Here is a 26,054-nt window from a genome sequence, read left to right as displayed (position 1 = left end):
CGTTTCCAGGTCAAGCGAGCGAACATGTTCTATTTCTGCGGTATCGTCCACGTCCATGGATCGTCTCAGTGGCCTCGACGCCAGCTTTCTGTATCTGGAGACCCCCGAGCAACTGATGCACGTGTGCGCGGTGATCGTCCTCGACACGTCGACGATGCCGAACGGTTACTCGTACAAGGAGTTTCGCGCGACGCTCGAGGAGCGTGTGAAGAAGCTGCCGCCATTCACGCGTCGCCTCCGCCGCGTCCCGCTCGATCTCGGACATCCGGTGTGGGTGCAGGACGACCACTTCGACATCGCCCACCACGTGCACCGGATGGCGCTGCCCGCACCGGCGGGCTACGACGAGCTGATGGAGATCGCCGGACACTTCGCCGGGCTGCCGATGGACCGTGGGCGGCCGCTGTGGGAGATGCTCGTGATCGAGGGCTACCACAACCGTGACGGCAGAGAAGAAGTCGTCGTCATCACCAAGATGCATCATTCGACGGTCGACGGTGCGTCCGGTGCCAACCTGATCTCATACCTGTGCAGCCTCGAACCGGATTCACCCGCGTTGGCCCCGGCCGACCTGGGCCGAAACGAGAAGGGGCCGGGCGGTTTGGAGTTGATGGGACGCAGCGTGCTTGACACGCTCGGTCGGCCGCTAGCGTTGCCGAAGCTGGTGCAGCCGTCCATCGACTTGATCTCCGACACGATCGGCCGGGCTCGCGCGGGTACGACGATGGCCCCGCCCTTCACTGCGCCTCGCACCTCGTTCAACGGGACGATCGACGGCCATCGGACGGTGGCGATCGCCGACCTGTCGCTCGACGACATCAAGGCGGTCCGGAAGGCGACGGGGGCCACCGTCAACGACATCGTGTTGAGCGTCGCGGGCGGCGCACTTCGCGAGTATCTGCGGGAGCGCGGTGAGTTGCCGGACACCACGCTCATGGCGTCGGTGCCGGTGTCGGTGCGCGAGGAGTCCAAAAGGGAGAACGGCGCGAACAAAGTGTCCGCGCTGTTCATGCGGTTGGGTACCGACATCGAAGATCCGATGGAGCGACTCGCGTCAATGGCTGAGTCGAACAAGAACGCCAAGAATCACCACAAGGCGATCGGGGCGGACACCCTGCAGGACTGGGCGGAGTTCGCCGCGCCGCGGACGTTCGGTCTCGCGATGCGCGCCTACGCGGGCATGCGGTTGGCGGAGAAGCATCCGGTGATCCACAACCTGGTGATCTCGAACGTGCCCGGCCCGCCGATGCCGCTGTACTTCGTCGGCGCGGAGATCGTCGGCATGTATCCGTTGGGTCCGGTCATGCACGGCGCTGGGCTCAACGTCACCGTGTTGTCGAAGAACGGCGTGGTCCACGTCGGCATCATCGCCGCCAAGCAGAGCGTGCGGAACCCGGAGAAGCTGGTGGTCCACTTCCCGGAGGAACTGCAGAAGTTGACGGATGCGGTTAGCCAGGGCGCTGGCTGACCCGATCTATTCGATGACGGCGTCGCTGAACGTCGGGGGGTCGCCGAGGAAGGGCCGGTGGGACGGCGGCTGATTGCCGTCCACATCGACGACGCCGAGCTCTTGCGCGAGTTCGGCTCCGACCAGGACGCGTCCGCTGCGGTCCATGCGCCCCTGGTCGCGGTGCAGGGCGTCGATGATGCGGCCGGGGAACTCGACCGACTCGGCTGTTGCCGCGAGGCCGGAGTACATCTCAGGGTTCGCGTCGAAAGCCGCCACCGTTCGCTCGGTCTTGAGCAAACCCATCCACAGGGAGACGACGGCGACGTCGAACGGCCGGAAGTCGACGGCCATGTCGTGCGCCATCTTGTCGACAGCGGCCTTGCCCGCACCGTATGCCGGTCCGTGCATGTAGGCGGTACCGCCGAACGACGACGTGTTCACGACCAGCCCGCCGGGAGCGAGTAGGGGAGCAGCGTAATACGTGGCGACGTACGCCGATCGCATCCCGACGTCGAACAGGTCGGTGAGGTCGAGCGGCTTGCGCCAGAACGGCCCCTTCTTCGTGAGGGCGGGCGGCAGCGTGATCGCATTGTTGACGAGGATGTCGACTCGTCCGTGGTCGGAGCGGATCTGCTCGAAGAGGGCGGCCACCTGTGCGTCGTCGGCGTGGTCGACGATCATCGGGACGCCTGTCCCGCCGCGGCGAGTCACCTCGGCCGCGGTGTCCGCGACGGTTCCGGGCAGGGCGGACTCGCCCGTCGTGGTGGTCCGACCGGTCACATAGACGGTGGCGCCGGTGGCGCCGAGGGCGAGTGCGATGCCTTTGCCCGCGCCTCGGGACGCTCCGGTGACGACGGCGATCCTTGGCGTGTTCACGGGGCTTCTCCTAGCGATCGGTTCTCAGTCCATCGGGCGAGAACGGTGGTGGTGGCCTCGGTCAGGACGGGTACAAACGCGTCGGCGTTCATCACGCAGCACGCGTGGCCCGCGTCTACTTCGTGGAGCGTCGCACCGGGTATCCGCGCGGCCATCTCCCTTTGACGTTTCGGCGGAATCGCCCTGTCGCGCAACGGGACGACGACGGCCGTCGGCACATCGATCTCGCCGATCCACGGCCTGCTGTGGTGGCGGCCGATCGCAGCGAGGGCGTGCGCCGCCGCGAGCGGCCGGGTGGAGCGGAACTCGGACAGTGCCCATCGGTGGATGTCGTTGCGCGGCTCGATCTGATCGAAGTCGCGGCGCCGTTCCAGACTGCGTCGGCGGGTGGCGAGCACCGATGCGCTGACGCTCTGGTGAACCAGGCGTTCGGTGAACTTCGACTGGAGCCGGTCCGCGCTCGCGCATAGGACGAGTCCGCCGACCCGGTTCGGATGCTCCCGCCAGACGAGTTGCGCGACCAGAGACCCCATGGAGAAGCCGGCGATCATCGCCGTGTCGATGCCGAGTTCGTCGAGGACGGCAGCAGCGTCGTCGGCGCAGTCTTGGAGGGTGAACGAGTCGGTGTGGATCCCGCGACCGTGCAGTCGCTGGTCCATGGTGATGACACGGAACCGCTGTGACAGTGCATCGATGCTGGGGAACCAGCTGAGGCGTCCCGTGGTCGACAGGGCGTGCAGCAGCAGGATCGCAGGCGCGTCGTCGGCGGGGCCCGGCGTGTCAGTGATGAAGGTGGTGCCGCGACCGGGCAGATGCAGCATTCGGCCGTCGGGCACGTCGATCGTCGGGATACGAACCGAAGCGGGCAGCCGAGTGCCCAGGTCGCGTCGCTGCTTCGCCATGGAGCCCCTTTGAACCATTGAACTGCAACAAGTTCTAGTCCGGGTCACTATGCCACAGATGGTCCGCTGTTTCAGCGGAGCCGCGTGTCCTCTAAACGGGCTAATCACCGCTATTGAGAGATACCTGAGAATGTGCGGGTGTTTAGTTGCAGGCGAGAGCTGCTCTCCCGCTCGCATTCCCATTCTCAGGAGCTCCCATGAAGATTCGTCTGGCACTCGCCGCTGTGGCGGCGAGCGCGGCCCTGCTCGCCGGTGCTGTCGGGGCGCCTGCCGCGCAGGCCGCACCCAGCACTGATGCCGTCGCCGCGAAGGCCGCGCTCGACTCGATTCAGCCCCAACCCCACGACGCCGCCAGCGTCATCAACGGCATCGCAGCCGCGAACGCTGTCCTCAAACAGCTCGGCATCACGCCGTTCACCCCGACCATCGGAGCCTGCACGGACTTCACGTTCCCGCTGGCGTTGGGCGGGGCAGTGGCCGGGCCGTACACCCCGGGCATCGGAGATTTGACTGTCGACCCAAGCCCGTTGCCTCTTCCGAAATATGACCTCAACGCTGTGAAGAAGGGTGAGGTTCTGTACGGATTCGTGCCGGTGGGTCTTATCAACGATTCCGGTGACAAGTCCGGGATGCGTGTGGCTTGGTTCAACGTCAACACGTTCAAGGGTGGACTCGGTGAACCCATGGGAGGCCTGTCAGACACCATCCTCGACGCGGTGGCGAAGCGAGTTGCGGCTAGCGGCGTGCCGAAGGCCCTCGCGGACGGTGCGGTTTCACCGTTGAAGGCCGCTTTGAACATCCTCCCGTCCAACGGTGTCCGCGGCGGTCTCGTCGACACCGGTGCGGGCACCGTCCTCTCCGCGATCTACGGAACGGTGAAGAAGGGCGACGCGACGTGCTTCTTCTTCCCGTCGCTGGGCATCGCGACCGCCAAATAGCGAGGACACCGATTCTGTGCCCGGGGCCACCGCCACGAAGGTCCCGGGCACGACTTGAACGTCGCCGCGATGTTCTGCGACCGCGGGCGGACTACGCTTGACCTCGATGCCGTCCGACACCCCGAATCCGCGTGCCGTGCAGGTGATCGGGCTACTCGGGCCGGTCACCGTCGACGGACGCGACGTGCCCGGAGTGCGGGCCAAGCGCCTGCTCGTCGCCTTGGCGGCGGCCGACCGGCCGATCTCGAGTGACCGACTGATCGACGACGTATGGGGCGAGCACGCACCGAAGTCGCCGCAGGCGGCTCTGCACACCCAGATATCCCGGTTACGGACGCTCGTCTCCATCAGTGGATCGGACGGACGGTACCGACTCGAGGGCGCGACCACCGACCTGGTCCTCGCCGAACAGGCTCTGGCGCAGGGCGATCCGAACGGGGCGGTGTCGTTCTTCCGCGGCGAGCCCGTCGACGAGGTGCGTCCGGACGCCGAGCGCCTACGCGCGCGAATCGACGACCGTCGCATGCACGACGCGCTCGCCTCAGGCGACTACTCGACGGCCGAACAGATCGCTGCGGCGCGCGCGGAAGCCGACCCGATCGACGAGGCGGCGCACGTCATGTGGATGCGTGCGCTCGCCGGCGGCGGACGGCCGTCGGAGGCGCTCGCCGTCTTCGCGCGGCTGCGGCGCGCGCTCGCCGAGGAACTCGGCGCCGACCCCGGAGTCGAGGCCACGGCGTTCAACGCCGAACTGCTCACCGGCATCACGAACTCCGGGCCGCGCACCCCGAAGTTGCGGACCGACTCGCTCATCGGCCGCGACGACGACCTCGCCGCGTTGACCCGGCTCGTCGCCGAGCACCGGGTCGTGACGGTGCAGGGCCATGGCGGGGTGGGCAAGACGTCGATCGCATCCGCGGTCGGCGACGTCTTCTCGGCGGGCGGGACGTCGGTGTACTTCGTGCCGCTCGCGGCGGTGCGGGACGCGGCCGACCTCGTCGGCGCTGTCGCGGCAGCACTGGGAGTGGGTGAATCGGATGTGCGGACCAGCGCGGTGCCGCGACTAGTCGGCGACCTGTTTCAGCGGCTCGGTGACGCGCTTCGCGGCAGCGACACCCTACTGATCCTCGACAACTGTGAGCAGGTGATCGACGGGGCCGCCGCGCTGGCGAGCGAGCTGATCGCGACACTGCCGGACCTGCGCGTCCTCGTGACGAGCCGGTCGCCGCTGCTCATCGCGGCCGAACAGGTTTATCAGCTTCCCGTACTGCAGACCGAGGGGGCGGCCTCGGCGGCTGTCGAACTGTTCACGGTGCGGGCCCGCTCGGTGCGCCCGGACATCGTCCTCGACCCGGACGCCGTTGCGATGCTGTGCGCCCAACTCGATGGACTGCCGCTGGCGATCGAACTCGCTGCCGCACGAATCCGGGTGATGGGTGTCGACGACATCGTCGCAGGACTCACCCAACGGTTCGCGCTGTTGCGGTCGGCCGACCGTACTGCCCCCGACCGCCACCGCACACTCGAGGCCGTCATCGAGTGGAGTTGGGACTTGCTCGACGATGAGGCTCGGGCAGTCCTGCGCCGGACGTGCCTGTTTCCGAACGGCTTCTCGACGGTCTCAGCCGAACATGCGGCCGGTATGTCGGGAGTGGCGTTGACCGACGCGTTGACCGCTCTCGTGGACCAGTCGTTGCTGCAGGTTCACGAAGGCGGCGGACGCACCCGATATCGGATGCTCGAGATGGTGCGCGAGTTCGGCGAAGAACGTCTCGACGATGCCAGGGAGACGGCGACCGTCGTCGCGGCGATGGCGGAGTGGGCGCGACTGGTCTGTGACGACCTGCGGCAACGGTACCGGCAGGAGCCCGATCGGGTACTCGTCTCCGAGACGGCGGCCGAAGCCGAGAACCTGGTGTGGGTGCTGCGCCGTGCGCTCGACACCTCGGACGCCGAGACGATCGTGACCGTCTTCCCGGTGATCGCCGCGTTCTGGGCGAGCCGCGGACTGCACGCCGAAGCAGCGTCGTGGGCGGTGCGTGTGGTCGAGGTGCTGCCGATCCCGGCCGGGGACGTCGGCGAACTCCACGAAGCGTGGGAGTTGACGGCTGTCGTGTCGGCGGTGCACCTGATGCCGATCGCTGCTCGGCGGACTCTCGGGCGGGCGATGTGCATTCTGCGCCGTCTGCACAGACCGGAGATGACGTACACCGACCCGACAGAGTTCGTCACCGCGGTCCTGTTGGCGCGGCGAATGTCCGCCGCCTACCGGATCATGTTGCGGGCCTTGGAGCCCGGACGTCCGGACCTGGTTCGTTGGGCGGCATTGAGCATCAGATTCAATGTGCGGGAGAACATCGGCGATCTCGACGGGGCGTTGCGCGACAGCCTCGAGGTGTCCGCGGCGGCCGGGGCGCCGGACTCGTTCGCTGCCGCGATGACCGACATGACGACGGCGAGCCTGTTCGGGCAGCAGGGGCAGTGGGCGAGGGCGCTGGAGCTGTATCAGCGGACCGCCGTGCATTTCGCCGAACTCGGAGCCGACGACGACGCACAGCAGGTCGGCGTCTACATCGTCGCGACTCTGTTGGCGCTCGGTGACGTCGACGGGGCGCGAGCGCGTCTCGATGAGCTGACCGACGGCTGGAAGCCGGACGACCCGACACCGCAGGGGAGCGCCGAGTCGGTCGCCGGGACGATGACGGTGCTCGCCGAATACCAGCGGATCAGCGGAACCGGGTCAGACGAAGCCGTCGCCGCGCTGCTGTGTCGTGCCGCAGATCTGTTAGTGGGCGGCCAGAGCACCGTGCACCTGGACCCGGGAGTCCTCAGCACCGTGACCGCGGCGATCGCCGGGCTGATCCGCGTCGGCGCCTGCGACCGTGCCGAGCAGTACGTCGACGGGCTCGCTGGAGCCCTCGCACCCGCCGACATCGGATGGATCGACGTTCCCCAGACGGCCGGAGTCGTATTCACGGTCGGCGTGCTCGCGTGCATCGCGTCGCCCGGCGACGCGGTCGGGGCACGCTGCATGGCGTTGGCGTTGCGCCTCGGCGCGCGGCACGACTATCCGGCGCTTCACGAACTGCTCGTCGACGCGCAGAACCTGTCCGGGTGCGACGCCGACGAATGGCAACGGGTCAGCTCGTCCGCGCACCGGTTGGCGCGCAGACGAGCTCTCGACGAAGCGCTCGGCTACTTGGCGTTGCGGATGTAGGCACGGACCGCGAGCGGCGCGAACACGGCGGTCAGGACTGCTGCGCCCACCAGGCTCCACACGACGTGTGTGCCGACGTGGCCGTCGTTGCACAGTTCGCGGATCGCGGTGATCAGATGGCTGATCGGGTTCGCGTTGACGAAGCTCTGCAGCCAGCCCGGCATGGTGTCGACGGGAACGAAAGCGTTGGACATGAACGTCAGTGGGAACATGATCAACATCGAGACGCCTTGCACGGCGGAGGCCTTCTTCACCAGGCAGCCCATGAGTGCGAAGATCCACGACACGGCGAAGCTGCAGATGAGGACGAGCACGACCGATCCGAGGACACCGAGCGGCTCGGGTCGCCAGCCCATCGCGAAACCGACCGCGAAGGTGATGACGGTGGCGATCAGGTAGCGGACGACGTCGGCCAGGAGAGCGCCGGCGAGCGGACTGATCCGAGCGATCGGCAGGGACCGGAACCGGTCGAACACCCCCTTGTTCATGTCTTCACGGAGTTGCGTTCCGGTGACGATGGACGTCGTGATGACCGTCTGGACGAGGATGCCGGGGATGATCACCGGCAGATAGCTCGCGATGTCGCCGCTGATCGCTCCGCCGAAGATGTAGGTGAACATCAGCGTGAAGATGATCGGTTGCAGCACGACGTCGAAGAGCTGTTCGGGGTTGCGGGCGATCTTGATGAGGCCGCGGTAGCCGAATGAGAACGATTGGCGGACGGTCTCGGTGAGAGTCACCGAACGTCGAGGTTCGCGGATCGTGTCGGTCGCGATGAGAGTGGTGGTCATGGTCAGTTCTTTCCGGTGATGGTCAGGAACACTTCGTCCAGACTCGGTTTGGAGACGGCGATCTCGTCGACGGTGATGCCGCGGTCGCGGAGCCCGACGAGGAGATCGGGCACGAGGTCCTGGCGGTGCAACGGTGCGGTGACGCGGGCGGCTTCGGCGCTGAGGACCGCGACCTCACCGAGTACCGCCTCGGCGAGTTCGGCTACCGCGGGTGCATGGTCGCGGTCGGTCGGCGTGATGGTCAGGGTGCTGGTTCCGACCGATTGTTTGAGTTGGTCGGCGGTGCCGTCGGCGATGACCCGGCCGCGGTCGATGACGGCGATCCGGTCGGCGAGCTGGTCGGCTTCGTCGAGGTACTGGGTGGTGAGCAGGACGGTGCAGCCGTCGGCGACGAGCGTGCGAATCGTCTCCCACATCTGGGCGCGGGTCCGCGGGTCGAGTCCGGTGGTCGGCTCGTCGAGGAACAGCAGTGGCGGCGTGTCGATGAGGCTCGCGGCCAGATCGAGGCGCCGTCGCATGCCGCCGGAGAACTCTTTCAACGGCCGGTCCGCGGCTTCCTCGAGCGCGAAGTTGGCCAGGAGTTCGTCTGCACGCGAACGGCATTGGGTGCGCGACTTACCGAGGAGGCGCCCGAAGAGCATGAGGTTCTGTCGAGCGCTGAGGTCTTCGTCGACCGACGCGTGCTGTCCGGTGACGCCGATCAGCGAACGCACGGACACGGCCTCGCGGACGACGTCGTGTCCGAAGATGCTCGCGCTGCCTGCGTCGGGGCGCAGGAGGGTGGCGAGCATGCTGACCGTCGTGGTCTTGCCCGCGCCGTTGGGGCCGAGGACGCCGTAGACCGAGCCTGGCGGGACGGCGAGGTCGACGCCGTCGACCGCTTTCGTGGAACCGAATCGCTTGACGAGGCCGCGTGCGTCGATCGCGAGATCCGCGGCCGGGCCCTGGTTGGCGGCGGCTGTCTGTGCCGAGAGTGTCGTAGTCATGCCGACGACGATGCGCCCCGGTTCTTACACGGCGCTGTCGTCGGACTGACGTGTGCTTACACGGATCTCGCTCGGCGTTCGGATCGCCAAACGTGATCCGCGTCTAGGCCATGTGTTTCGGCTACGAGCAGGAGCCAGGATGAGGCATAGTAGACGGCAGTGATCGTCGCACGGGCAAGGGGTCCGTGATGGAGACGTTCGACAGAGAGTGAGTTTGTGGTGGCTGTCAGCGGCAAGGTTGTGCATTTCGACTCGAATCGCGGGTTCGGGTTCCTGGCACCGGAAGAGGGCGGGGACGACGTGTTCCTGCACATCAACGACATCAGCATCGACGAGAACCTGCTGCGCCCGGGCGCGGTCGTGGAATTCGACGTCGAGAGCACCGACCGTGGCTCGAAGGCCACGAACGTCAAGGTGACCGAGGAGGCTCCGGCGGGCGACCCCGCTGCGGAGCGGGCTCATCGCCGCGACGACAACCGCGGCAAGTTCGGCGACCGGGATCGCGGCGATCGTCGCGACCGTTTCGACCGCAACGACCGCGGTGCCCGCGACGACCGTGCGCCGCGTCGTCCACGCCACGCGGGCGGCCCGCTGTCGAACGAGATCACCGAGCTGTTGCTCGACTCGTCGCCGGACCTGACGGCACGCCAGATCACCGCGATCCGCTCGCGGATCCTCGACTTGGCTGCTTCGCGCGGGTGGTCGAACGATTAATTCGGCCGCGTACGGCGCCCACGATGTGGAGCGGATGGTGGTCGAAGGGCGCAAGCTCGCCGACACCGATTCACCCGCCGAGCATCGGAGCGACTTCTCGCGCGACCGCGCCCGAGTGCTGCATTCGGCAGCGCTGCGGCGTCTCGCAGATAAGACGCAGGTCGTCGGTCCGCGTGAGGGTGACAACCCGCGCACGCGACTGACGCATTCGTTGGAAGTGGGCCAGATCGGCCGCGGTATCGCGGTCGGTCTGGGCTGCGACCCGGATCTCGTCGAATTGGCCGGGCTCGCCCACGACATCGGTCACCCGCCCTACGGGCACAACGGCGAACGTGCGCTCGAAGAGGTCGCGCGTGATCACGGCGGGTTCGAGGGCAACGCCCAGAACTTGCGGATCTTGACGGCACTGGAGCCGAAAGCGCTGCTGCCGGACGGCGAGAGTGCCGGCTTGAATCTGACGCGCGCATCACTCGATTCGACGTTGAAGTATCCGTGGTCGCGTCAGGCTCCCGGCAGCAAGTACGGTGCGTACGTCGAGGACGAGCCCGCACTCGCGTGGGTGCGCGACGGCGCCCCTGAGGGCCGCCGCTGCCTCGAGGCACAGGTCATGGACTGGTCCGACGACGTCGCCTACTCCGTTCACGACCTCGAGGACGGTGTGATCGGCGGACGGATCGATCTGCGCCAGTTGGGTTCTCGTGACGACCAGACCGAGCTCGCAGAGCTCGGCATGAAGTACTTCGGCGGCGACGATCCCGCCCCGCTCGTCGATGCCGCGCAACGCCTGTCGGAGATGGACATCTTCGTCGCGCTCGGCGAGTACGACGGCTCGCTCGACTCGTCCGTCCGACTGAAACGACTCACGTCGGAACTGATCGGTCGGTTCGCGACCACCACGATCGCGTCGACGCGCGCGGTGGTCGACGACCGGCCGGTATGCCGGTACGACGCCGACCTGTCTGTCCCCGACGATGTGGCCGCCGAGGTCGCGGTCCTCAAGACCGTCGCGCTGCGCTTCATCTTCTCCGATCCGCGTCACCGCGCACGGCAGGACCGTCAGCGCGAACGCATCCATCGGGTCGCCGAAATGCTGTTGGTGACGTCGCCGGGCGGTCTCGACCCGTTCTTCGTCGCCCGCTGGGAACGCTCGGAGAACGACGACGAGAAGGTGCGCGTCGTCGTCGATCAGATCGCGTCCATGACCGAAGGACGACTGGAACGCTTGGACAAATCGAGTGCCGAGGTGCAGGCACACCTGGGTTAGTGGAGGATCGCGTGTACGGACCACTGTTGGCGTCGCTCGCCGACGATCTCGATCGGGACGCAGTGCGCGTCGGCGAGGTCGCTCTGACTCGCCGGGAACTGCTCGGCGCGGCCTCGGTGGTCGCGGAGGCCGTCGCAGGCCGGGACGCCGTCGCGGTCAACGGTTCCGCGAGCATGGAGACCGTCGTCGCCGTGGTCGGGGCGCTCCTGGCCGGGGTGCCCGCTGTGCCGGTCCCGGCGGATTCCGGTGAGTCCGAACGTGCGTACATCCTGCGTGACAGCGGTGCCCAGATGTGGCTGTGCGCGGCCGACGTCGACGCCGACGGCGGCTCGGATTTGGCGCGCCACGACATCAATGTCGGGGCGCGCGGCGATGCTGTCTTCGACGAGCCGGACGAGGCGGCCGTCGGCCTGATCGTCTACACCTCGGGGACCACGGGGAAGCCGAAAGGTGTCCGACTCCCGCGTCGCGCGTTGGCGGCGTCCATCGACGGACTTGCCGACGCCTGGGAGTGGACCGCCGACGATACGCTGGTCCACGGGCTCCCGCTCTTCCACGTGCACGGTCTGGTCCTCGGGATGATCGGTGCGCTGCGCGTCGGCTCGCCGCTGATCCATACCGTGCGCCCGACACCAGCCGCTTACGCCGAAGCCGGCGGGAGCCTCTACTTCGGGGTGCCGACCGTGTGGAGCCGAATATGCGACGATCCGGCTGCGGCACGAGCACTCTCGTCTGCCCGGCTCCTGGTGTCCGGGAGCGCTCCACTGCCCGTCCCAGTGTTCGAGAAGCTCACCGCACTCACGGGCACGGCGCCCGTGGAACGGTACGGAATGACCGAGACGGTGATCACGCTGTCTATCCGCGCGGACGGTGAGCGACGCCCGGGGTGGGTCGGTGAGCCGATCGCCGGTGTGCAGACGCGGATCAGAGGTGAGGATGGACGGCTGGCTCCGCACGACGGCGAGACGCTCGGCGAACTCGAGGTGACCGGGCCGACCGTGTTCGACGGCTACCTCGGCAATGTGGAAGCGACCGCGAAGGTGACGACCGACGACGGCTGGTTCCGTACCGGCGACATCGCGGCGATCGACGCCGACGGATTCCATCGGATCGCGGGCCGAGAGTCGGTCGACATGATCAAGTCCGGCGGCTACCGGATCGGCGCGGGGGAGGTGGAGCACGTGCTGGTGTCGCAGCCCGGTGTTCGTGAGGCCGCGGTCGTCGGGGTGCCCGACCCGGACCTCGGACAACGCATCGTCGCGTTCGTCGTCGGCGACCTTGCTCGGCCCGACGACCTCATCGACGCGGTGGCTGCGGAACTCTCCGCCCACAAACGTCCCCGCGAAGTTCGCGTCGTCGATGAGCTCCCGCGCAACGCGATGGGAAAGGTCCAGAAGAAGGCACTGTTGAGCGAGTTGTAGGCGCGACTGGCTCAGAACAGACGCTTGAGCAGGTTGGTCTCGGCGAGGTCGAGGAGTTCGTCGCCGCGACCGGACATGACAGTTCGCAACGCGTAGAGGGCGAAGCCCTTCGCCTGGGCGGCGGAGATCGACGGCGGAATCGACAACTCCTGCCGGGCCGTTCGCACATCGAGGAGCGCGGGACCGTCGTAGGCGAGGAAGTCCTCGACGGTCTGCGCCAGATCTTGCGAGTCGATCGCGCGGAAGCCTCGGACCCCGATGGCGTCGGCGACGCGCGCGAAGTCGGGGTTCTCCAGATCGGTGCCGAATGTGAGGAAGCCCGCCGCCTTCATCTCGAGTTCGACGAAGTTCAGCGACGAGTTGTTGTACACGACCACTTTGACCGGTAGTTTCGCCTGGACGAGGGTCAAGAGCTCGCCGAACAGCATCGACAGCCCACCGTCGCCGGCCAGCGCGACAACCTGACGGTCGGGGCAGGCCGACGCCACACCGATCGCCTGCGACAGCGCATTCGCCATCGAGCCGTGGCTGAACGACCCGATCAACCGTCGCCGTCCGTTCATCTTCAGATAGCGGGATGCCCACACGACCGGCGAACCGACGTCCGGCACGAACACCGCGTCGGCGTCGGCGGCGTCGGAGACGAGTCTGGTCAGATACTGCGGGTGGACCGGGTCGCCGGGGTCGGACGGTGTGGCCAGGTCGTCGAGCGAGGCACGGGTGCGGCGGTAGTGGTCGAGCGACTTGGAGGCGTGCTTGCCATCGCGATCGGGGTTGATCAACGCGGTGAGTGCGGGCAGCGTGTCGTGAGCAGATCCGACGAGCGGAAGGTCGACGCGGGTACGTCGGCCGATCTGGTTGCCGCGGATGTCGAGTTGCATGACATACGCGTCCGACGGCAGGAACTGCGAGTACGGGAAGTCGGTGCCGACCATGACCAGCGTGTCGCAGTGCTCGACGGCCCGATAGCCGGAGGAGAAGCCCAGCAACCCGGTCATCCCGACGTCGTACGGGTTGTCGTACTCGACGAACTCCTTGCCGCGCAGGGCGTGGACGATCGGCGCCTGTAGCGCGTCGGCGAAAGCGACGAGCTCGTCGTGGGCGCCCTGCACGCCTGCGCCCGCGAGAATCGTGACACGGTCGCATTCGTTGAGTTGCGCGGCCGCGATCGCCAGCGACTCCTCGCTCGGCCGGACCACCGACTGGGCGGCACGGATCCGTGCGACACGGTCCGGTCGCTCGAACTCGGTGAGGAACAGTTCTCCGGGGATCACCAGGACCGATACGCCGCGCTGCTCGACGGCGGTGCGGATCGCGATATCGAGGACGTACGGCAGTTGGTCGACGGTGTTGACGGTCTCGCAGTACGCGCTGCATTCGGCGAAGATGCTCTCCGGGTGCGTCTCCTGGAAGTATCCGGTGCCGACCACCGCTCCGGGGACCTGCGCGGCGATCGCGAGTACCGGTACCCGGGAACGGTGTGCGTCGTACAGGCCGTTGATCAGGTGGAGGTTGCCGGGCCCGCAGCTGCCCGCGCACACTGCGAGCGAATCGGTCATCGAGGCTTCGGCCGACGCCGCGAACGCGGCCGCCTCCTCGTGGCGGACGTGCTGCCAGCCGACGCGCGGATGTTCGCGCAGTGAATCGGTGAACCCGTTGAGTGAGTCTCCGGGGATGCCGTAGACCCGTTGCACTCCGGCGGCTTCGATGGTCTCGACGATGAGGTCAGCGACGGTGTAGCTCATGGCATCCAAAGGTACGCCGCCTTCGCCGCGCCAACACGCGCTCGCTTGAACCGCCGGGTCACTCCAACAGGCCGCGCACGTCGGCGACGGTGATCTTTCCGGAGAAGGCCGCGCCGTCGTCGATTAGTGCATCGAACAGTTCGCGCTTGCGGTTCTGCAGGTCGACGACCTTCTCTTCGACGGTGCCGGTCGACACCATGCGGTAGACGGTCACGGCGCGCTGCTGGCCGATACGGTGGGCGCGGTCGACGGCCTGTGCTTCGGCCGCCGGATTCCACCACGGGTCGGTCATGAAGCAGTAGTCGGCTGCCGTCAGGTTGAGGCCGAAACCGCCCGCCTTCAGACTGATCAGGAACGCGCCGGTGTCACCGGCCATGAACTGCTCGATCTGTTCGGCGCGCTTGGTCGCGGACATGGTGCCGTCCAGGTAGCTGTACTCGATTCCGTCGCGCTGGAACCGAGCGGCGACGAGTCGCAGGAATCCGGTGAAGCTGGAGAAGATCAGTGCGCTGTGGCCTTCGGCGGTCAGGGTCGGTATCTGTTCGGCCAGATAGGTGATCTTCGTCGACTCGAGCGCCGCATGTTGTTCGTCGACCAACCCCGGGTGCAGGCTGAGTTGGCGGAGTTGGGTCAGCGCCCGCAGGATCCTGATCTGGTTGCCTTCCCAGTCGTCGAGGAGGCCGAGCATCTTTTGGCGTTCGCGGGCGAGGAATCGGTCGTAGACCTTGCGGTGTTCGGCGCCGAGGTCGAGGGGAAGCAACTGCTCCTGTTTTGCGGGCAGATCCGCGAGGACTTGTCCCTTGGTGCGGCGCAACATGATCGGACGCAGACGTCGTCGAAGGACATCAAGTCGTTCGGGTTCCTCGCCCTTCTCTATCGGGTCGGCGAAATGTTCTTTGAACGTTCTCGGCGAACTGTAGAGGCCCGGTGCGACGATCGACACCAGCGACCACAATTCCATCACCCGATTCTCCAGCGGCGTACCGGTGATCGCGAGTTTGAACCGTGCGGGCAGACGTCGCGCCGCCTGATGGGTTTTCGACGCGTGGTTCTTCACGAACTGCGCTTCGTCGAGCACCATCCCCGACCACGCCAGTTCGGCGAACACGCTGTAGTCGATCCGCAGCAGCGCATACGAGGTGACGACGATCTGCGCGTCGCCGACCTGCTCGGTGAGGGCGCGGCCTGCACGTTTCTCGGTGGACGGGACGGTCACGACCTGCAGTCCGGGAACGAAGCGCCGGACTTCGGCCGCCCAGTTCCCGACGACCGAGGTCGGCGCGACCACCAGGAAGCGGGCGTCCGGGTCGTCGTCGATGACGTGCTGGAACAGGGCGAGGGTCTGCAATGTCTTACCCAGACCCATGTCGTCGGCGAGGATGCCGCCGAGTCCGTTGTCCCACAAGAAGGTGAGCCAGTCGAGGCCGTCGCGCTGGTAGCCGCGCAGGTCGGCGTTCAGGTCGCTCGGCGGGGTGATCGGGGTGGGCGGTTTCGCGGTCGCGAGCGCGGTGAGACGAGACTTCCACTCGGCGAGCTGTTCGTCGACCACTCCGAGTTCGAGCAGCTCCTCCCACAACGTGACGTTGAGCGTCGACGACGAGACGCCGTCGCCGGTGAGATCCCCGAGTTCGCGGGCTTCGTCGAGACGTTCGCGCAGTGTCGTCAGTGCGGGGGTGGCGAGCGGGAAGTAGGTGTCGTCCGGCAGCAGCATGTGGGTGTCGCCGCGGGCGAGCGCGGCGATGACGTCGCCGATCGGCAGCTGCCGTCCGTCGACGTCGAGGGTGATCGACAGGTCGAACCAGTCGGTGGTCGCATCGCCGCTGAACCGCAGGGTCGGTTCCTCGTCGGGGCGCCGGTAGTCGGGCTGGTCGCCGAAGACGTCGACACTCACCTTGCCGCCCGCGACGAGCTCGGGAAGGACGTCGCCGGACAGGACTGCGGCCTCGATCGGATCGAGTGACCATTCGCGGACGAACTGGTCGACCGGGAGCAGACCGAATGCGGCTGCGACGGTCGGAGTTTCGGCGAGTCGTCGCTGAAGTTCCACGAGTTCGGTCGTCTCGTCTCGTCGCGGTGACTGATAGATGCGCCGCAGGAGATGTTCGGAGGCTTCGTCGAACCAGTCGCCGTACACCTCGGCGACCATCGCGAGTTCGGGGCCGAGTGCAGCCCACATCTTCTGTTCGTCTGTGCGGCGCCGCACCTGGCGCGGATTCGTGTGGTCGTCCGCGGCGGCACGTATCGACTCGCCGTCCGCGGTGTACTCGGCCTCCCACCGTGTGGTGGCGCCGTGCTCGGAGAAGTCGACGACGAGGACGGGGTGTGGACCGTCGACGTCGGTCGGCGGGAAAACATCGTCGCCGAAGGTGATCGCTCGACCTGCGGACGGGTGGTCGAGCGAGGCTCGGAACTCGTCGACCTCGTCAGCGGGGACGGTGACGGTGGTGCGGTCGGCGAGGAGCCTCGCCTCCGACGACGTCAGGGTCGCCACTGGGCCGAGGCTGAGATGGCGGTCGACGAGGACGGCGACACCGTGTGGTCGCGGGGAGCCGATCAGATGCACGTGCGGGGGTGCGGCGGCCCGACCTCCGACGAGTACTTCGACTCCGACGTTGAGGTGATTCTGCATCCGTTCGACGCGGAGCCCCGTCGTGATGCCTGCGTCGAACGCGACGGTCTGCGGTTGCCCCCAACCGCCTGTGCCGATGAATTCGATACCGGCATCGGCGGCTTGGGCGAGGACCGGCCAGATCCGCGATGGTGCTGACGACACCGGCAGCGTGTCCGGCGGGGTGGACCGTTGTGTGCGAGCGGCGAGGATCCCGCCGATGTCGACGAGGAGGGCGAGCGCTGCGGGGTCGTGGTTGTCGCCGGGGCGGCGCGTGGTCAGCAGCGACTTCCACGTGACCCGTGACGCGACCCATCTGCCACGTGCTCCGTGCGTCATCGGACGCACGTAGACGCGACGGTTGCCGCGAGCATCGAGGTCGAGCGAAAACTGGAGGGCGAGCGGCAGTTCCGGTCCACGGTCGACGGCCGACTCGGCGGTGTTCACCGGCGTGGTGATCTCGGTGACGAGGGTCCGCCAGCGGCTGAGCTCGAGAGCTCCGGCAGGCGGTCTCGGGGGCTGCGCCGGTGGCAGCGCTTCCGACTTGCTGGCGTCGGTCGCCGTCAGGATGAGGGCGACACAGTGTTTGCAGTAGATGCTGACCGGGCAGCTGCAGGTCGCGGTCACTTGTGCGCGTGCGCCGTCGAACACGGCGTTCACTCTGCACGCGTAGGTCTTTCCGCCGCTGCCTTCGGATCGGCCCGACAGGGTATTACCGGACCAGGCGATCGAGTGCACGAGCCCGGCCCGCGCGTAGCCGCGGCCGCGGGACAGGCTTCCCTTGTCGAAGAACGACAGGATCTGCGACGTCTGCTGCGGAGTCCAGTGGGCGGTGGCCATCGCTGTGCAGCCTATCCGGGGGTGGGGCGTGGCCGGTCAGCGCCCGGCCAGGAGGCCGGACCTGATCTGGCCTGTGCGGACCGCGGCGCAGGCGGCGGCGAGTGCGGCGATCACGACGAGCGGGGCGACAATGCCGACCGACGGCTCGATGGCGCGCATCAGGAGCGGCAAACCGAACCCGAGGTATGTGCCGACGTAGAAGACGCCGGTCGCGAGTCCACGTCGTGTGGCGGGAGCGTACGTCTCGACGTCGAGCAGGCCTTCGCGAAGGCAGAGGCCGTACGCACCGCCGAGGACGATCGACGCGACGAGGAACGCGGCAGGCGACGGGTTGGAGCCTCCGGCTGCGACGGTGAGAAATCCCGCCGCGGCCAGCAGTGCACCTGCGATGCCCGTGCGCGGACCCCATCCGGCGCGTCGCGCGAGGGTCTGGCTGACCACGCCTGATCCGAGCGCGAGAACTGCGGCGACGCCGGGAACCCACGGGCCGGAGAAGCCGCTCATCCGGCCGGCCATCGTCACCACCGACGCGGAGACTGCGGAGAACACCCACAGCGACATCGGGATTCCCGTGAGAAGCGCTCGGGCCAAGCTCTTCTGCTGGTGGTCGGGCGCAGCCGAGAGTGGCTTCTGCAGGTCGAGCGGAGCCGATGCCCCCGAGGTCCAGAACCCCGCACCGACTGCCGCCAGTGATGCGACGACGGTGACGACGAACGGAGCGACCAGTGCGGCGCCGTCGGTGAACTGGGCGATGAGCCCGGAGGCGAGCGGTCCGACCGCGAAACCGGATGTGAGGGTCATTCCCGCGAGGACGGTTCCACGGGTGCCTCCGACGTCGGCCGACCATGCGGTGCCTGCGCTGACAGCGAGTCCGACACCGAGACCGACGACGAAACGTCCGACGAAGACTCCGGGTTCGGTGTGCCACAGCAGCATCAACAGGTTGCCGAGAGCGGCGCCGGTCGCGCCGGGGAGGACGACCCGGCGGCGTCCGATGCGGTCGGAGAGCCCTCCGCCGGTGAGGAGGCCGGGCAGGAGTCCGACGGCGTAGATCGCGAAGGCTCCTTCGAGTGCCGCGTCGGAGATGTGCACATCGTCGTGGAGGACGGGCATCATCGAGACGAAATGGTTCGTCGCCCATCCGGTGGTGAACAGGAGTGCCAGGACGATGAGCAGGTCTCGTCTGGATGAGTTAGGCATTCTCGAGGGCGGCGAGGGCTTCCTTGGCGGCCGCCAGTTCACGGCTGAGTTCTTCGACGCGGCGTTGGGCCTCTTCGCGGGCTGCGTTCAACACTGATGTGACGGCGTCGCGGGCGGTGGCGTCACCGAGTTCGCGGATCGCCGCGTCGACCGACTCCGGGGTGACGGGGCGCGATCGCTGAGGCTTCTTCGCTCCGCGGGTCAATGCGACGGACCACTCGTTGTCGGCGTTGCCGTGGATCGTGACGGTCAACGATTGCGTCGCCTTCTTGGGGGTGCGCGGTCGCGGCTTCGCCGCCGGTTCGGCGGCTGCCGGGACTGGGCTCACCGGGGCTGGGCTCACCGAGGCTGGAGTGGTCGACGCCTTCCGACGTACGGGCTTCTTCGCCGGCTCCGGCCGCGGGGGAGCGGTCTTGGTGATCCGCAGTTCGTCTGCCTCATACGGGAGTTCGTCGTCGACACCGCGTGGACGGACGGTGACTGTGGTGCCCGCGATCGACACGACCTTCGCGGAGCTTCCGGCGTCGAGGCCGAGACTGGGAACCGCTTCACGGAGGTACACGGTGGCTCGTCGTCCGTCGGCCAACGCGGTGGCCAGCTTGGTCAGGTCGTCTGGGGTCAACGATTCTGGGGTCAACGATTCTGGGGTCAACGATTCGGGCCCGGGGGTCGAGCGGCGGCGCGGAGGCATGGGCTGGTCCTTCTCGTGGAGTTCCGGTGCGGCCCCATTTTCTCACACCACGACGACGGTTTCGCACAGGTGTGCGACTCGTGTCTCGTCTACGCGTTCATCACGAGGCGTTGTACATTTCCCAGAAGCGGGCCCGGAGTCGGAAGCGGACGCCGTCGTCGAGGTCGTACATGCCGAGGGCGTCGGATGCGTCGAGGAGCATCGCCCGATCGATATCGCGGGGTATCGACGGCTTGTCGCGTTCGAGCGCGAGAATCGTTTCGGGAGTTGCGCTTTCGCGGAAGGACGAGAGCACGCGAGCCACGATGCCGTCGACGATGTCGTCGTTCACGTCGGCTTCGTAACCGGGCATCACGAGGCCGGTGGAACCGGTGGACGAACTGTAGGCCAGCACTTCGGTCGGTTCGCGGCAGGGTTCGGGCTGGTGTCGGGCGGCCACCGCCACGTCGAGCGGCGTCTTCGTCGCAGGCGGGCCGGGCTTCGGGCCGGGTTTGGGAGCGAGGGCCGCAGGTTCGGGCCCGTCGTCCTCGGGTACGGGCGGTTGTTCGATCTTGACGACAGCGTCGTCGATCGTCGAACCGTCGATCGTGTGGATGTCGTCTGCTGCTCGGATCAGATGCCTGCTGACGCCGTGCGGTTTGCCGTCGCGAATCGGGACGGCGAGAAGGTTGACGAGGATGCCGTGGACCTGTGACTCTTCGACGGCTTCGGTGAGGTCGTCGTCGCCGGAGATGAGGAAGAAGACGTCGGAGGCGTCGTTGCGGGCATGTGTCACGAGGTCGAGTCCGATGCGGAGGTCGACGCCCTTCTGCTCGCCGTCCATGCCGAACCGACCGAGGCGGAGCTTGACGCGGGGGATCTCGCCGATCCGTTCCTGCCGTGCATCGGGGACGCCGTTGCGGGCCGAGTCGTACCAGTGGACACGGAGCAGCGGGAGGCCGGATTGCTTCTCTGCGGTGCGTACCAGGGACTCGATGAGTTTCACGTACTCGACGTGGATGCCGCTGCGAAGCGACGTCCCGGTGACTCTGGTCGCCGCAGCGGCGAGAAGATAACCGGCGTCGATGTACAGAGCACAAGTCGATCGCATGGCGTTCACTGTGTCACGGCCGAGGTGTCGAATCAGGGACTTCAGTGAGTCGGACATGTCTTTGTGACTGTCGCCCCGCGCCTACAGCGACCTCGCAGCGATTGTCGAACCTGCTCGGAGCCTGCTGCGACATTATCGACTCATGACTGACAAGACCTACCAAGGACGACCCCTGCACCGGCCAGACGAACCCGTCGTTGATCAGGGAGCCGCGTTCGACTTGCAGACTCTGTCGACCCGTCGAAAAGTGTTGGCGTTCATCGGCGCCGGTGGTGCGGCGGCGCTTCTGGCAGCTTGTTCGAGCGGGTCGAGCGACACCGGTGCGTCGACCTCGTCATCGGCCACGACCATAGGCGAGATCCCCGACGAGACGGCGGGGCCGTACCCAGGCGACGGCTCGAACGGGCCTGACGTGTTGAACCGAACGGGCATCGTGCGCAGCGACATTCGGTCCAGCCTGGGCGGCGGCACGAAAGTCGACGGCGTGCCTTTGCGGGTGACCCTCGACGTCACCGACATCGCGGGAGGGGACAAGCCGTTCACGGGCGCCGCGGTCTATGCCTGGCATTGCACCGCCCAAGGCGAATACTCGATGTACGGGGAAGGCATCGAGGACGAGACTTTCTTGCGCGGCGTGCAAGTGGTCGACGACAGCGGCTCGGTGACGTTCACGACGATCTTCCCAGGCTGTTATTCAGGCAGGTGGCCGCACATCCATTTTGAGGTGTACCCGGACGTCACCTCGATCACCGACCACACCAAGGCGATCGCGACATCGCAACTGGCGTTGCCTCAACAGGCCTGTGACGCCGCCTACTCGCGGTCGACCTACTCGGGGTCGGCGGAGAACCTCAGTCAGATCACTTTGGCGAGCGACAACGTGTTCGGTGACGACGGCGGCAAGTCGCAGCTCGCGTCGCTCACCGGCAATGCGGTGTCGGGTTACACCGCCACGCTCCCCGTCGGCGTCGACACCGGGACCGAGCCGAAGGCCGACGCAGCACCTGGTGGAGCGGACGGTCCCGGCGGTCCGCCGCCGAACGGGTCCGGTAAACCGGGCGGAGCGCCGCCGAGTCGCCCGTAGAGTAGGACGGTATGGGACGAACTGTCGCGACCGCATCCTCCGTCGATCTCGGCGAACTCTTGGACTTCGTCCGCAGGCGGCACCACCTGATTCTCCTCACATCGCGCCACGACGGCTCCCCGCAGATGTCGCCGGTCACGGCGGGGGTCGACCCGGATGGTCGAATCGTTGTCGCCACCTACCCGGGACGGGCCAAAGCCGTCAACGTGAAACGGAACCCACACGTCAGCGTGTGCGTTCTGTCGGACAAGTTCGGTGACGCGTGGGTGCAGGTGGACGGGACGGCTGAGGTGCTGGACATGCCGGAAGCAGAGGACGGTCTCGTCGACTACTTCCGTGCCATCGCGGGGGAGCATTCGGACTGGGACGAGTACCGCGCTGCGATGCGGCTCCAGAACAAGTCGCTGATCCGCATCACGCCGACTCGGTGGGGGCCGATCGCGACCGGAGGGTTTCCCGCGGAGGTCGCCGAGCGGCTGGACGCGGCCGAGTAGGTTCGCTACATTCCCAGAGACTTCGCGACGATCGACCGCATGACCTCGCTGGTTCCGCCGTAGATCCGGCTCACCCGGGCGTCGGCGTACAGGCGAGAGATCGGGTACTCGGACATGTAGCCGTATCCACCGTGCAATTGCAGGCAGTTGTCGACGACGCGGGCCTGCATCTCCGTCATCCACAGCTTCAACGCGGCGGCGTCGGAGCCGGTCAGTTCACCCGCATCGTGCGCTTCGAGTGCGTTGTCGAGGAAGGCTTGCCCGGCTGCGACGTCCGCAGCGCAGTCCGCGAGCACGAACTTCGTGTTCTGAAACGATGCGACGGGTTGACCGAACACGTTGCGCTCGGACGTGTAGTCCCTGGCCAGTTCGACGGCGTGCGACGCGGCGGCCCATGCGCCGACGGCGATCGTCAGACGTTCCTGCGGCAGATTGTGTCCGAGGTAGGCGAATGCCCGGCCTTCGTCGCCGAGGAGATCGGCGGCGGGCACGCGCACGTCCGAAAAGGACAGCTCGCAGGTGTCTTGGGCTTTGAGTCCCATCTTCTCGAGGATCCGCCCGACCTCGAACCCCGGGCTCGTTGTGTCGACGACGAGGATGCTCAAACCGGTTCGGCGGTTGTCCGGGTCGGCCGGAGAGGTGCGCGCGACCACCAGCACGCGATCGGCGTTGTAGCCACCGGTGATGAACGTCTTCGCGCCGTTGAGGATGTACTCGTCACCGTCGCGTCGCGCCGTCGTTCTGATGCCTGCAAGGTCTGAGCCGGTGCCCGGTTCGGTCATGGCGATCGCGGTGACGAGATCGCCGGTCACGAAGTCCGGCAGCCATCGCTGTTTCTGCTCGTCGGTTGCGTACTCGAGCAGGTACGGCAGAACGAGATCCATGTGGACGCGCAACGGTCCGAGGCTGATGTGCGCCCGGACGGCCTGTTCGGTGACGATAGCGTTGAACTTGTACGATTCGACGCCGGCTCCGCCGAACTGTTCAGGGACCTGGATCCCGATGATGCCGAGAGCGCCTGCCTCTCGGTAGAAGTCGCGAGGTGGATGCCCGGCGGCCTCCCAGTCCGGATACTGCGGCGTCACCTTCGTCTCGAAGAACTGGCGGACGGTATCGCGGAATGCTTCGTGCTCATCGCCGAAGATGGTGCGCTTCAAGGGGATTCCCTCCCAGTCGTGCTGGACGTCATTAGTAGCGATGGTCGCATGCGCGTGGCCGTGCAGACGGCGGAATCACAAGACTCACGCCGCCCGGAACGTGGTCGATAAAACGTTCGATACAGCTATTGAAACGGTCACACTTCTTACCTATACTTAGAACATCAGTTCGAGTCGAATCTGTTCGGGAGGGGTGATGACGATGTCGGAGAGCGTGTGGGCGAGGGTCGACCTGCGGCCGATCGGGATCGGCGGGAAGGCCGACGGTGCAGTGCTGCAGGCATTGCACGCGGGAGAAGGTCTCCTGATGTTTCTGCGGTTCGAGGCGATCTACGCGATGCTGTCTGCGGCAGCCGTCGAGGCCGAGGTCGGGTTGGACGCGGTGGACCGTCGGGTGGTCGACGTGTTCGCGAATGTCGCGCGGGAGGTGTCGACGGTGCTGTGTGTGGCGGCGTCGACGGCCGACCGCCAGGTCAACCTGGCGGTGGAGGCGGTCGAACGGTTGCCGCAGGTCGCGCGGTTGATGCGCGACGGCGTGATCAGTGTCGCGGCGTTCGGCGACATCGTCCTGCAGGCGACCGGTGTTGCCGACGCCGACCTGATCGCGGCCGTTGACACCGCGACCGCCGCGGATCTGCGGGAGATGGGCGGGGTGTCGCGTACCGATGCGGCGAACGCCGCGCGTCGCTCGGTCGCCGAGGTGGATCCGGACGGGGTGCGCGAGCGTCGCCAGATGCGCGGCAAAGCCGTGACCGTCTCGCACGATGTCGACGGCTCGGATGTGACGATCGCGACGACGCCCGAAGACGCTGCGGTGATCGACGCCTCGCTGAACGTCGTCGCGGACGCGGTGTGCGGGAACGACTCGCGTACACGCGGGGTGCGTCGCCACGATGCGGCCGTCGCGCTGTTGACCCGCGGAGAGTTCGTATGCGACTGCGGTGACGACGACTGCGCAGCGACGGCACCGGAGTCGGTGGTCTCAGACCGGTTCGCGAAGGTCGTGGTGCACGTGGTCGCCGACGCCGCCACGCTCGACGGCGACTCGGAGAAGGCCGGTTGGTTGGACGGCTACGGCGTCCTCGACGCCCACCATGTGCGGGAAGTCGCCGCACGATCGGACGCGGTGATGCGGCCGCTCGACCTAGCGGGGCTGGCCGACGGCACCGCACAGCCCGGGAACTCGTACCGCCCGACGGCGGCGTGTGACACCGCGGTGCGCGCAGTGTTCGGCACGTGCACGGACCCGGGCTGCGCTCGGCCGGCATGGCGGTGCGACCTGGACCACCAGATCGAGTTCAACCACGACGAACCGGCCGCCGGAGGTGCGACGTGCCCGTGCAATCTGAACCCAAAGTGCCGGTTCCATCATCTGCTGAAGACGTTCGGCACCGGCTGGGTCGACGATCAGGTGGTGGACGCGAACGGGGTGATCTGGACCGAGGTGACGACACCGACCGGATTCACCATGCGTTCACGTGCTCGGAACCAGTGGCTCCTACCGGATCTGGGGCTCGTGCCGTGCCGCCACGGCGAAACGGTTGCACCGGGTGTCGTCGACGACGAGACCCAACCGGAACGGGCTCGTACCCGCACGCAGGCCAAGCACGCGCACCGGATGCGGATCCGGTCTCGCCGGCGGTACGCCCGCGCATGCGCCGAAGCGGCGCGGCTCGTCACCGCCGAGGAAGACGGCGAGCCGCCGTTGTGAGGTCAGCTCTTCTTCGTTCCGGGTAGCAGGCCCGCGTCGATGACCTTCTTGACGAAGGGACGGGTCCGATCGACCAGATCGGCGAGGCTGTCGGGCAGCGCGGCACCCGAGACTGCGTCCGTACGATCCTCGATCTCCTGGTAGACGGCGAAACCGGTATCCGTCAGTCGGCTGCCGTCGCCCGCCAGCTCGATCAGGCCGCGTGCCGTGAGCCGCTCCACCGACTCCGACCACTCGTCATCGGACCATCCGCGAGTCAGCTGGAAGAGTTTCTTGCCCAAGACCCGACGACGAGTGGTCGGGTCGGGAAGGTCGGACTCATGGAAGACGCCCGCGTCGATGCCGTCGAGCCCGTGCGACACGAGTTCGGCGATGTGATTGTCACCGCGCCACTCACGGACGATTGTCCACGTCCGCCACAAGGCGAGATGGGGCTCGTCGGGGACGCCAGTCGACGCCCACGCCGCGGCCAGTGGGCGGCCGGAGAACGGCAAAGCGTCCACGATCGTCTGAAACTCGGGGACCAGGGGGGCGAGACGTTCACAGTCGTCGCCCAAGATCGCGCGGAACTGCTCGTCGAGCATCTCGTAGCGACTCGCGTCGACTGCGTCGAGGCCGCGGGCGCTCGCGGCAGTCCACGCCGACGCGATCAGCGTCGGCGAGAAGTTGTAGAAGGTCGCAGCGACCAGCGAAGCGGGAGCACCCGCGAGCGGCGCACCGCGCCCACCGACGTAGAAGGCGTGACCATCTAACCCGAGAGCGTCCTGAGCGCGCCCGACACCGGGATTGAAGTACGCGACGACGTGGAAGGGCTCGAGGCTCTCATAGGCTCGGCGGGCGACAGCAGCGGTATCAGAAGACATGTCCTCCACTGT

Annotated in this window: 20 protein-coding genes; 9 read left to right on the top strand and 11 right to left on the bottom strand. The window is 67.1% G+C overall.

Annotation, left to right across the window (positions count from 1 at the left end):
• Nucleotides 1–55: 55 nt before the first annotated feature.
• Nucleotides 56–1,468 carry a WS/DGAT/MGAT family O-acyltransferase gene (locus tag L5G28_RS14715; RefSeq protein ID WP_237002176.1) on the top strand — a complete coding sequence of 471 codons (1,413 nt, stop codon included), beginning with the start codon at nucleotides 56–58 and terminating at the stop codon, nucleotides 1,466–1,468.
• Between the two features lie 6 nt (nucleotides 1,469–1,474).
• Here L5G28_RS14715 and L5G28_RS14710 read toward each other — a convergent pair whose 3' ends face one another.
• Both L5G28_RS14710 and L5G28_RS14705 read right to left on the bottom strand, forming a co-directional pair.
• Entirely contained in the window at nucleotides 1,475–2,326 is an 852-nt protein-coding gene (locus L5G28_RS14710; RefSeq protein WP_237002175.1) for an SDR family NAD(P)-dependent oxidoreductase, read from the bottom strand.
• A complete protein-coding gene (locus L5G28_RS14705; RefSeq protein WP_237002174.1) occupies nucleotides 2,323–3,228 on the bottom strand; it encodes an alpha/beta fold hydrolase in 906 nt (301 codons plus the stop codon). Before L5G28_RS14705 ends, L5G28_RS14710 begins: the two co-directional genes overlap by 4 nt.
• A gap of 197 nt (nucleotides 3,229–3,425) precedes the next feature.
• Between L5G28_RS14705 and L5G28_RS14700 the strand changes: the two genes are divergently transcribed.
• Together L5G28_RS14700 and L5G28_RS14695 are read left to right on the top strand one after the other, a co-directional pair.
• The gene (locus tag L5G28_RS14700; protein ID WP_237002173.1) at nucleotides 3,426–4,166 is read left to right on the top strand and encodes a hypothetical protein; all 741 of its coding nucleotides are present in this window, start codon (nucleotides 3,426–3,428) and stop codon (nucleotides 4,164–4,166) included.
• A 106-nt stretch (nucleotides 4,167–4,272) separates the two neighbouring features.
• Nucleotides 4,273–7,383, top strand: coding sequence for an ATP-binding protein (locus L5G28_RS14695; protein WP_237002172.1), 3,111 nt, complete (start codon nucleotides 4,273–4,275; stop codon nucleotides 7,381–7,383).
• Here L5G28_RS14695 and L5G28_RS14690 read toward each other — a convergent pair.
• Both L5G28_RS14690 and L5G28_RS14685 read right to left on the bottom strand, forming a co-directional pair.
• Entirely contained in the window at nucleotides 7,362–8,174 is an 813-nt protein-coding gene (locus tag L5G28_RS14690) for an ABC transporter permease (RefSeq protein WP_237002171.1), read from the bottom strand. The genes L5G28_RS14695 and L5G28_RS14690 overlap by 22 nt on opposite strands.
• Before the next feature lie 2 nt (nucleotides 8,175–8,176).
• A complete protein-coding gene (locus L5G28_RS14685; RefSeq protein ID WP_237002170.1) occupies nucleotides 8,177–9,160 on the bottom strand; it encodes an ATP-binding cassette domain-containing protein in 984 nt (327 codons plus the stop codon).
• 219 nt (nucleotides 9,161–9,379) lie between these two features.
• Here L5G28_RS14685 and L5G28_RS14680 point away from each other — a divergent pair, with 219 nt between their 5' ends.
• From L5G28_RS14680 to L5G28_RS14670, 3 genes are read left to right on the top strand one after another with little or no spacing between them, the layout of a single operon-like run.
• Nucleotides 9,380–9,874, top strand: a complete 495-nt coding sequence (locus L5G28_RS14680; protein WP_237002264.1) for a cold-shock protein — start codon at nucleotides 9,380–9,382, stop codon at nucleotides 9,872–9,874.
• Nucleotides 9,870–11,138 carry a deoxyguanosinetriphosphate triphosphohydrolase gene (locus L5G28_RS14675; RefSeq protein ID WP_372477240.1) on the top strand — a complete coding sequence of 423 codons (1,269 nt, stop codon included), beginning with the start codon at nucleotides 9,870–9,872 and terminating at the stop codon, nucleotides 11,136–11,138. Before L5G28_RS14680 ends, L5G28_RS14675 begins: the two co-directional genes overlap by 5 nt.
• An 11-nt stretch (nucleotides 11,139–11,149) precedes the next feature.
• Entirely contained in the window at nucleotides 11,150–12,559 is a 1,410-nt protein-coding gene (locus tag L5G28_RS14670) for an acyl-CoA synthetase (protein WP_237002168.1), read from the top strand.
• Nucleotides 12,560–12,570: 11 nt separating this feature from the next.
• Here L5G28_RS14670 and poxB read toward each other — a convergent pair whose 3' ends face one another.
• From poxB to L5G28_RS14645, 5 genes are all read right to left on the bottom strand, one after another.
• Entirely contained in the window at nucleotides 12,571–14,304 is a 1,734-nt protein-coding gene (poxB, locus tag L5G28_RS14665) for a ubiquinone-dependent pyruvate dehydrogenase (protein WP_237002167.1), read from the bottom strand.
• Between the two features lie 58 nt (nucleotides 14,305–14,362).
• A complete protein-coding gene (locus tag L5G28_RS14660) occupies nucleotides 14,363–17,752 on the bottom strand; it encodes a DEAD/DEAH box helicase (protein WP_237002166.1) in 3,390 nt (1,129 codons plus the stop codon).
• Between the two features lie 36 nt (nucleotides 17,753–17,788).
• Entirely contained in the window at nucleotides 17,789–18,952 is a 1,164-nt protein-coding gene (locus L5G28_RS14655; protein WP_237002165.1) for an MFS transporter, read from the bottom strand.
• Complete coding sequence (locus L5G28_RS14650; RefSeq protein ID WP_237002164.1) at nucleotides 18,945–19,643, bottom strand: DUF6319 family protein; 699 nt, start codon at nucleotides 19,641–19,643, stop codon at nucleotides 18,945–18,947. Before L5G28_RS14650 ends, L5G28_RS14655 begins: the two co-directional genes overlap by 8 nt.
• A 100-nt stretch (nucleotides 19,644–19,743) precedes the next feature.
• Complete coding sequence (locus L5G28_RS14645) at nucleotides 19,744–20,733, bottom strand: NYN domain-containing protein (protein WP_237002163.1); 990 nt, start codon at nucleotides 20,731–20,733, stop codon at nucleotides 19,744–19,746.
• A gap of 142 nt (nucleotides 20,734–20,875) precedes the next feature.
• Between L5G28_RS14645 and L5G28_RS14640 the strand changes: the two genes are divergently transcribed.
• Both L5G28_RS14640 and L5G28_RS14635 read left to right on the top strand, forming a co-directional pair.
• A complete protein-coding gene (locus L5G28_RS14640) occupies nucleotides 20,876–21,817 on the top strand; it encodes an intradiol ring-cleavage dioxygenase (protein WP_237002162.1) in 942 nt (313 codons plus the stop codon).
• An 11-nt stretch (nucleotides 21,818–21,828) separates the two neighbouring features.
• Nucleotides 21,829–22,311 (top strand): PPOX class F420-dependent oxidoreductase, encoded by a 483-nt coding sequence (locus tag L5G28_RS14635; protein ID WP_237002161.1) that lies wholly within the window; start codon nucleotides 21,829–21,831, stop codon nucleotides 22,309–22,311.
• Between the two features lie 5 nt (nucleotides 22,312–22,316).
• Here L5G28_RS14635 and L5G28_RS14630 read toward each other — a convergent pair whose 3' ends face one another.
• On the bottom strand, nucleotides 22,317–23,468 hold the full coding sequence (locus L5G28_RS14630; RefSeq protein ID WP_237002160.1) for an acyl-CoA dehydrogenase family protein: 1,152 nt from the start codon (nucleotides 23,466–23,468) through the stop codon (nucleotides 22,317–22,319).
• A 196-nt stretch (nucleotides 23,469–23,664) separates the two neighbouring features.
• Between L5G28_RS14630 and L5G28_RS14625 the strand changes: the two genes are divergently transcribed.
• The gene (locus L5G28_RS14625; protein WP_237002159.1) at nucleotides 23,665–25,179 is read left to right on the top strand and encodes a DUF222 domain-containing protein; all 1,515 of its coding nucleotides are present in this window, start codon (nucleotides 23,665–23,667) and stop codon (nucleotides 25,177–25,179) included.
• A 2-nt stretch (nucleotides 25,180–25,181) separates the two neighbouring features.
• Here the strand turns inward: L5G28_RS14625 and L5G28_RS14620 are convergent, their stop codons facing one another.
• Nucleotides 25,182–26,042: an SCO6745 family protein gene (locus L5G28_RS14620; protein WP_237002158.1), complete on the bottom strand. Its 861-nt coding sequence runs from the start codon at nucleotides 26,040–26,042 to the stop codon at nucleotides 25,182–25,184.
• Nucleotides 26,043–26,054 lie beyond the last annotated feature (12 nt).

Origin of the sequence: Gordonia liuliyuniae, from assembly GCF_021739025.1 — a bacterium.
GTDB lineage: Bacteria > Actinomycetota > Actinomycetes > Mycobacteriales > Mycobacteriaceae > Gordonia > Gordonia liuliyuniae.
The sequence above is the reverse complement of the archived record's forward strand: the minus strand, read 5'-3'. Positions and strand labels throughout refer to the sequence as shown.

Coding starts and splice junctions, on each gene's coding strand:
- L5G28_RS14715 (WP_237002176.1), top strand. CDS start 56: ATGGATCGTCTCAGTGGCCTCGACGCCAGCTTTCTGTATCTGGAGACC.
- L5G28_RS14705 (WP_237002174.1), bottom strand. CDS start 3,228: ATGGCGAAGCAGCGACGCGACCTGGGCACTCGGCTGCCCGCTTCGGTT.
- L5G28_RS14700 (WP_237002173.1), top strand. CDS start 3,426: ATGAAGATTCGTCTGGCACTCGCCGCTGTGGCGGCGAGCGCGGCCCTG.
- L5G28_RS14695 (WP_237002172.1), top strand. CDS start 4,273: ATGCCGTCCGACACCCCGAATCCGCGTGCCGTGCAGGTGATCGGGCTA.
- L5G28_RS14690 (WP_237002171.1), bottom strand. CDS start 8,174: ATGACCACCACTCTCATCGCGACCGACACGATCCGCGAACCTCGACGT.
- L5G28_RS14685 (WP_237002170.1), bottom strand. CDS start 9,160: ATGACTACGACACTCTCGGCACAGACAGCCGCCGCCAACCAGGGCCCG.
- poxB (WP_237002167.1), bottom strand. CDS start 14,304: ATGAGCTACACCGTCGCTGACCTCATCGTCGAGACCATCGAAGCCGCC.
- L5G28_RS14660 (WP_237002166.1), bottom strand. CDS start 17,752: ATGGCCACCGCCCACTGGACTCCGCAGCAGACGTCGCAGATCCTGTCG.
- L5G28_RS14655 (WP_237002165.1), bottom strand. CDS start 18,952: ATGCCTAACTCATCCAGACGAGACCTGCTCATCGTCCTGGCACTCCTG.
- L5G28_RS14650 (WP_237002164.1), bottom strand. CDS start 19,643: ATGCCTCCGCGCCGCCGCTCGACCCCCGGGCCCGAATCGTTGACCCCA.
- L5G28_RS14645 (WP_237002163.1), bottom strand. CDS start 20,733: ATGCGATCGACTTGTGCTCTGTACATCGACGCCGGTTATCTTCTCGCC.
- L5G28_RS14640 (WP_237002162.1), top strand. CDS start 20,876: ATGACTGACAAGACCTACCAAGGACGACCCCTGCACCGGCCAGACGAA.
- L5G28_RS14635 (WP_237002161.1), top strand. CDS start 21,829: ATGGGACGAACTGTCGCGACCGCATCCTCCGTCGATCTCGGCGAACTC.
- L5G28_RS14625 (WP_237002159.1), top strand. CDS start 23,665: ATGACGATGTCGGAGAGCGTGTGGGCGAGGGTCGACCTGCGGCCGATC.
- L5G28_RS14620 (WP_237002158.1), bottom strand. CDS start 26,042: ATGTCTTCTGATACCGCTGCTGTCGCCCGCCGAGCCTATGAGAGCCTC.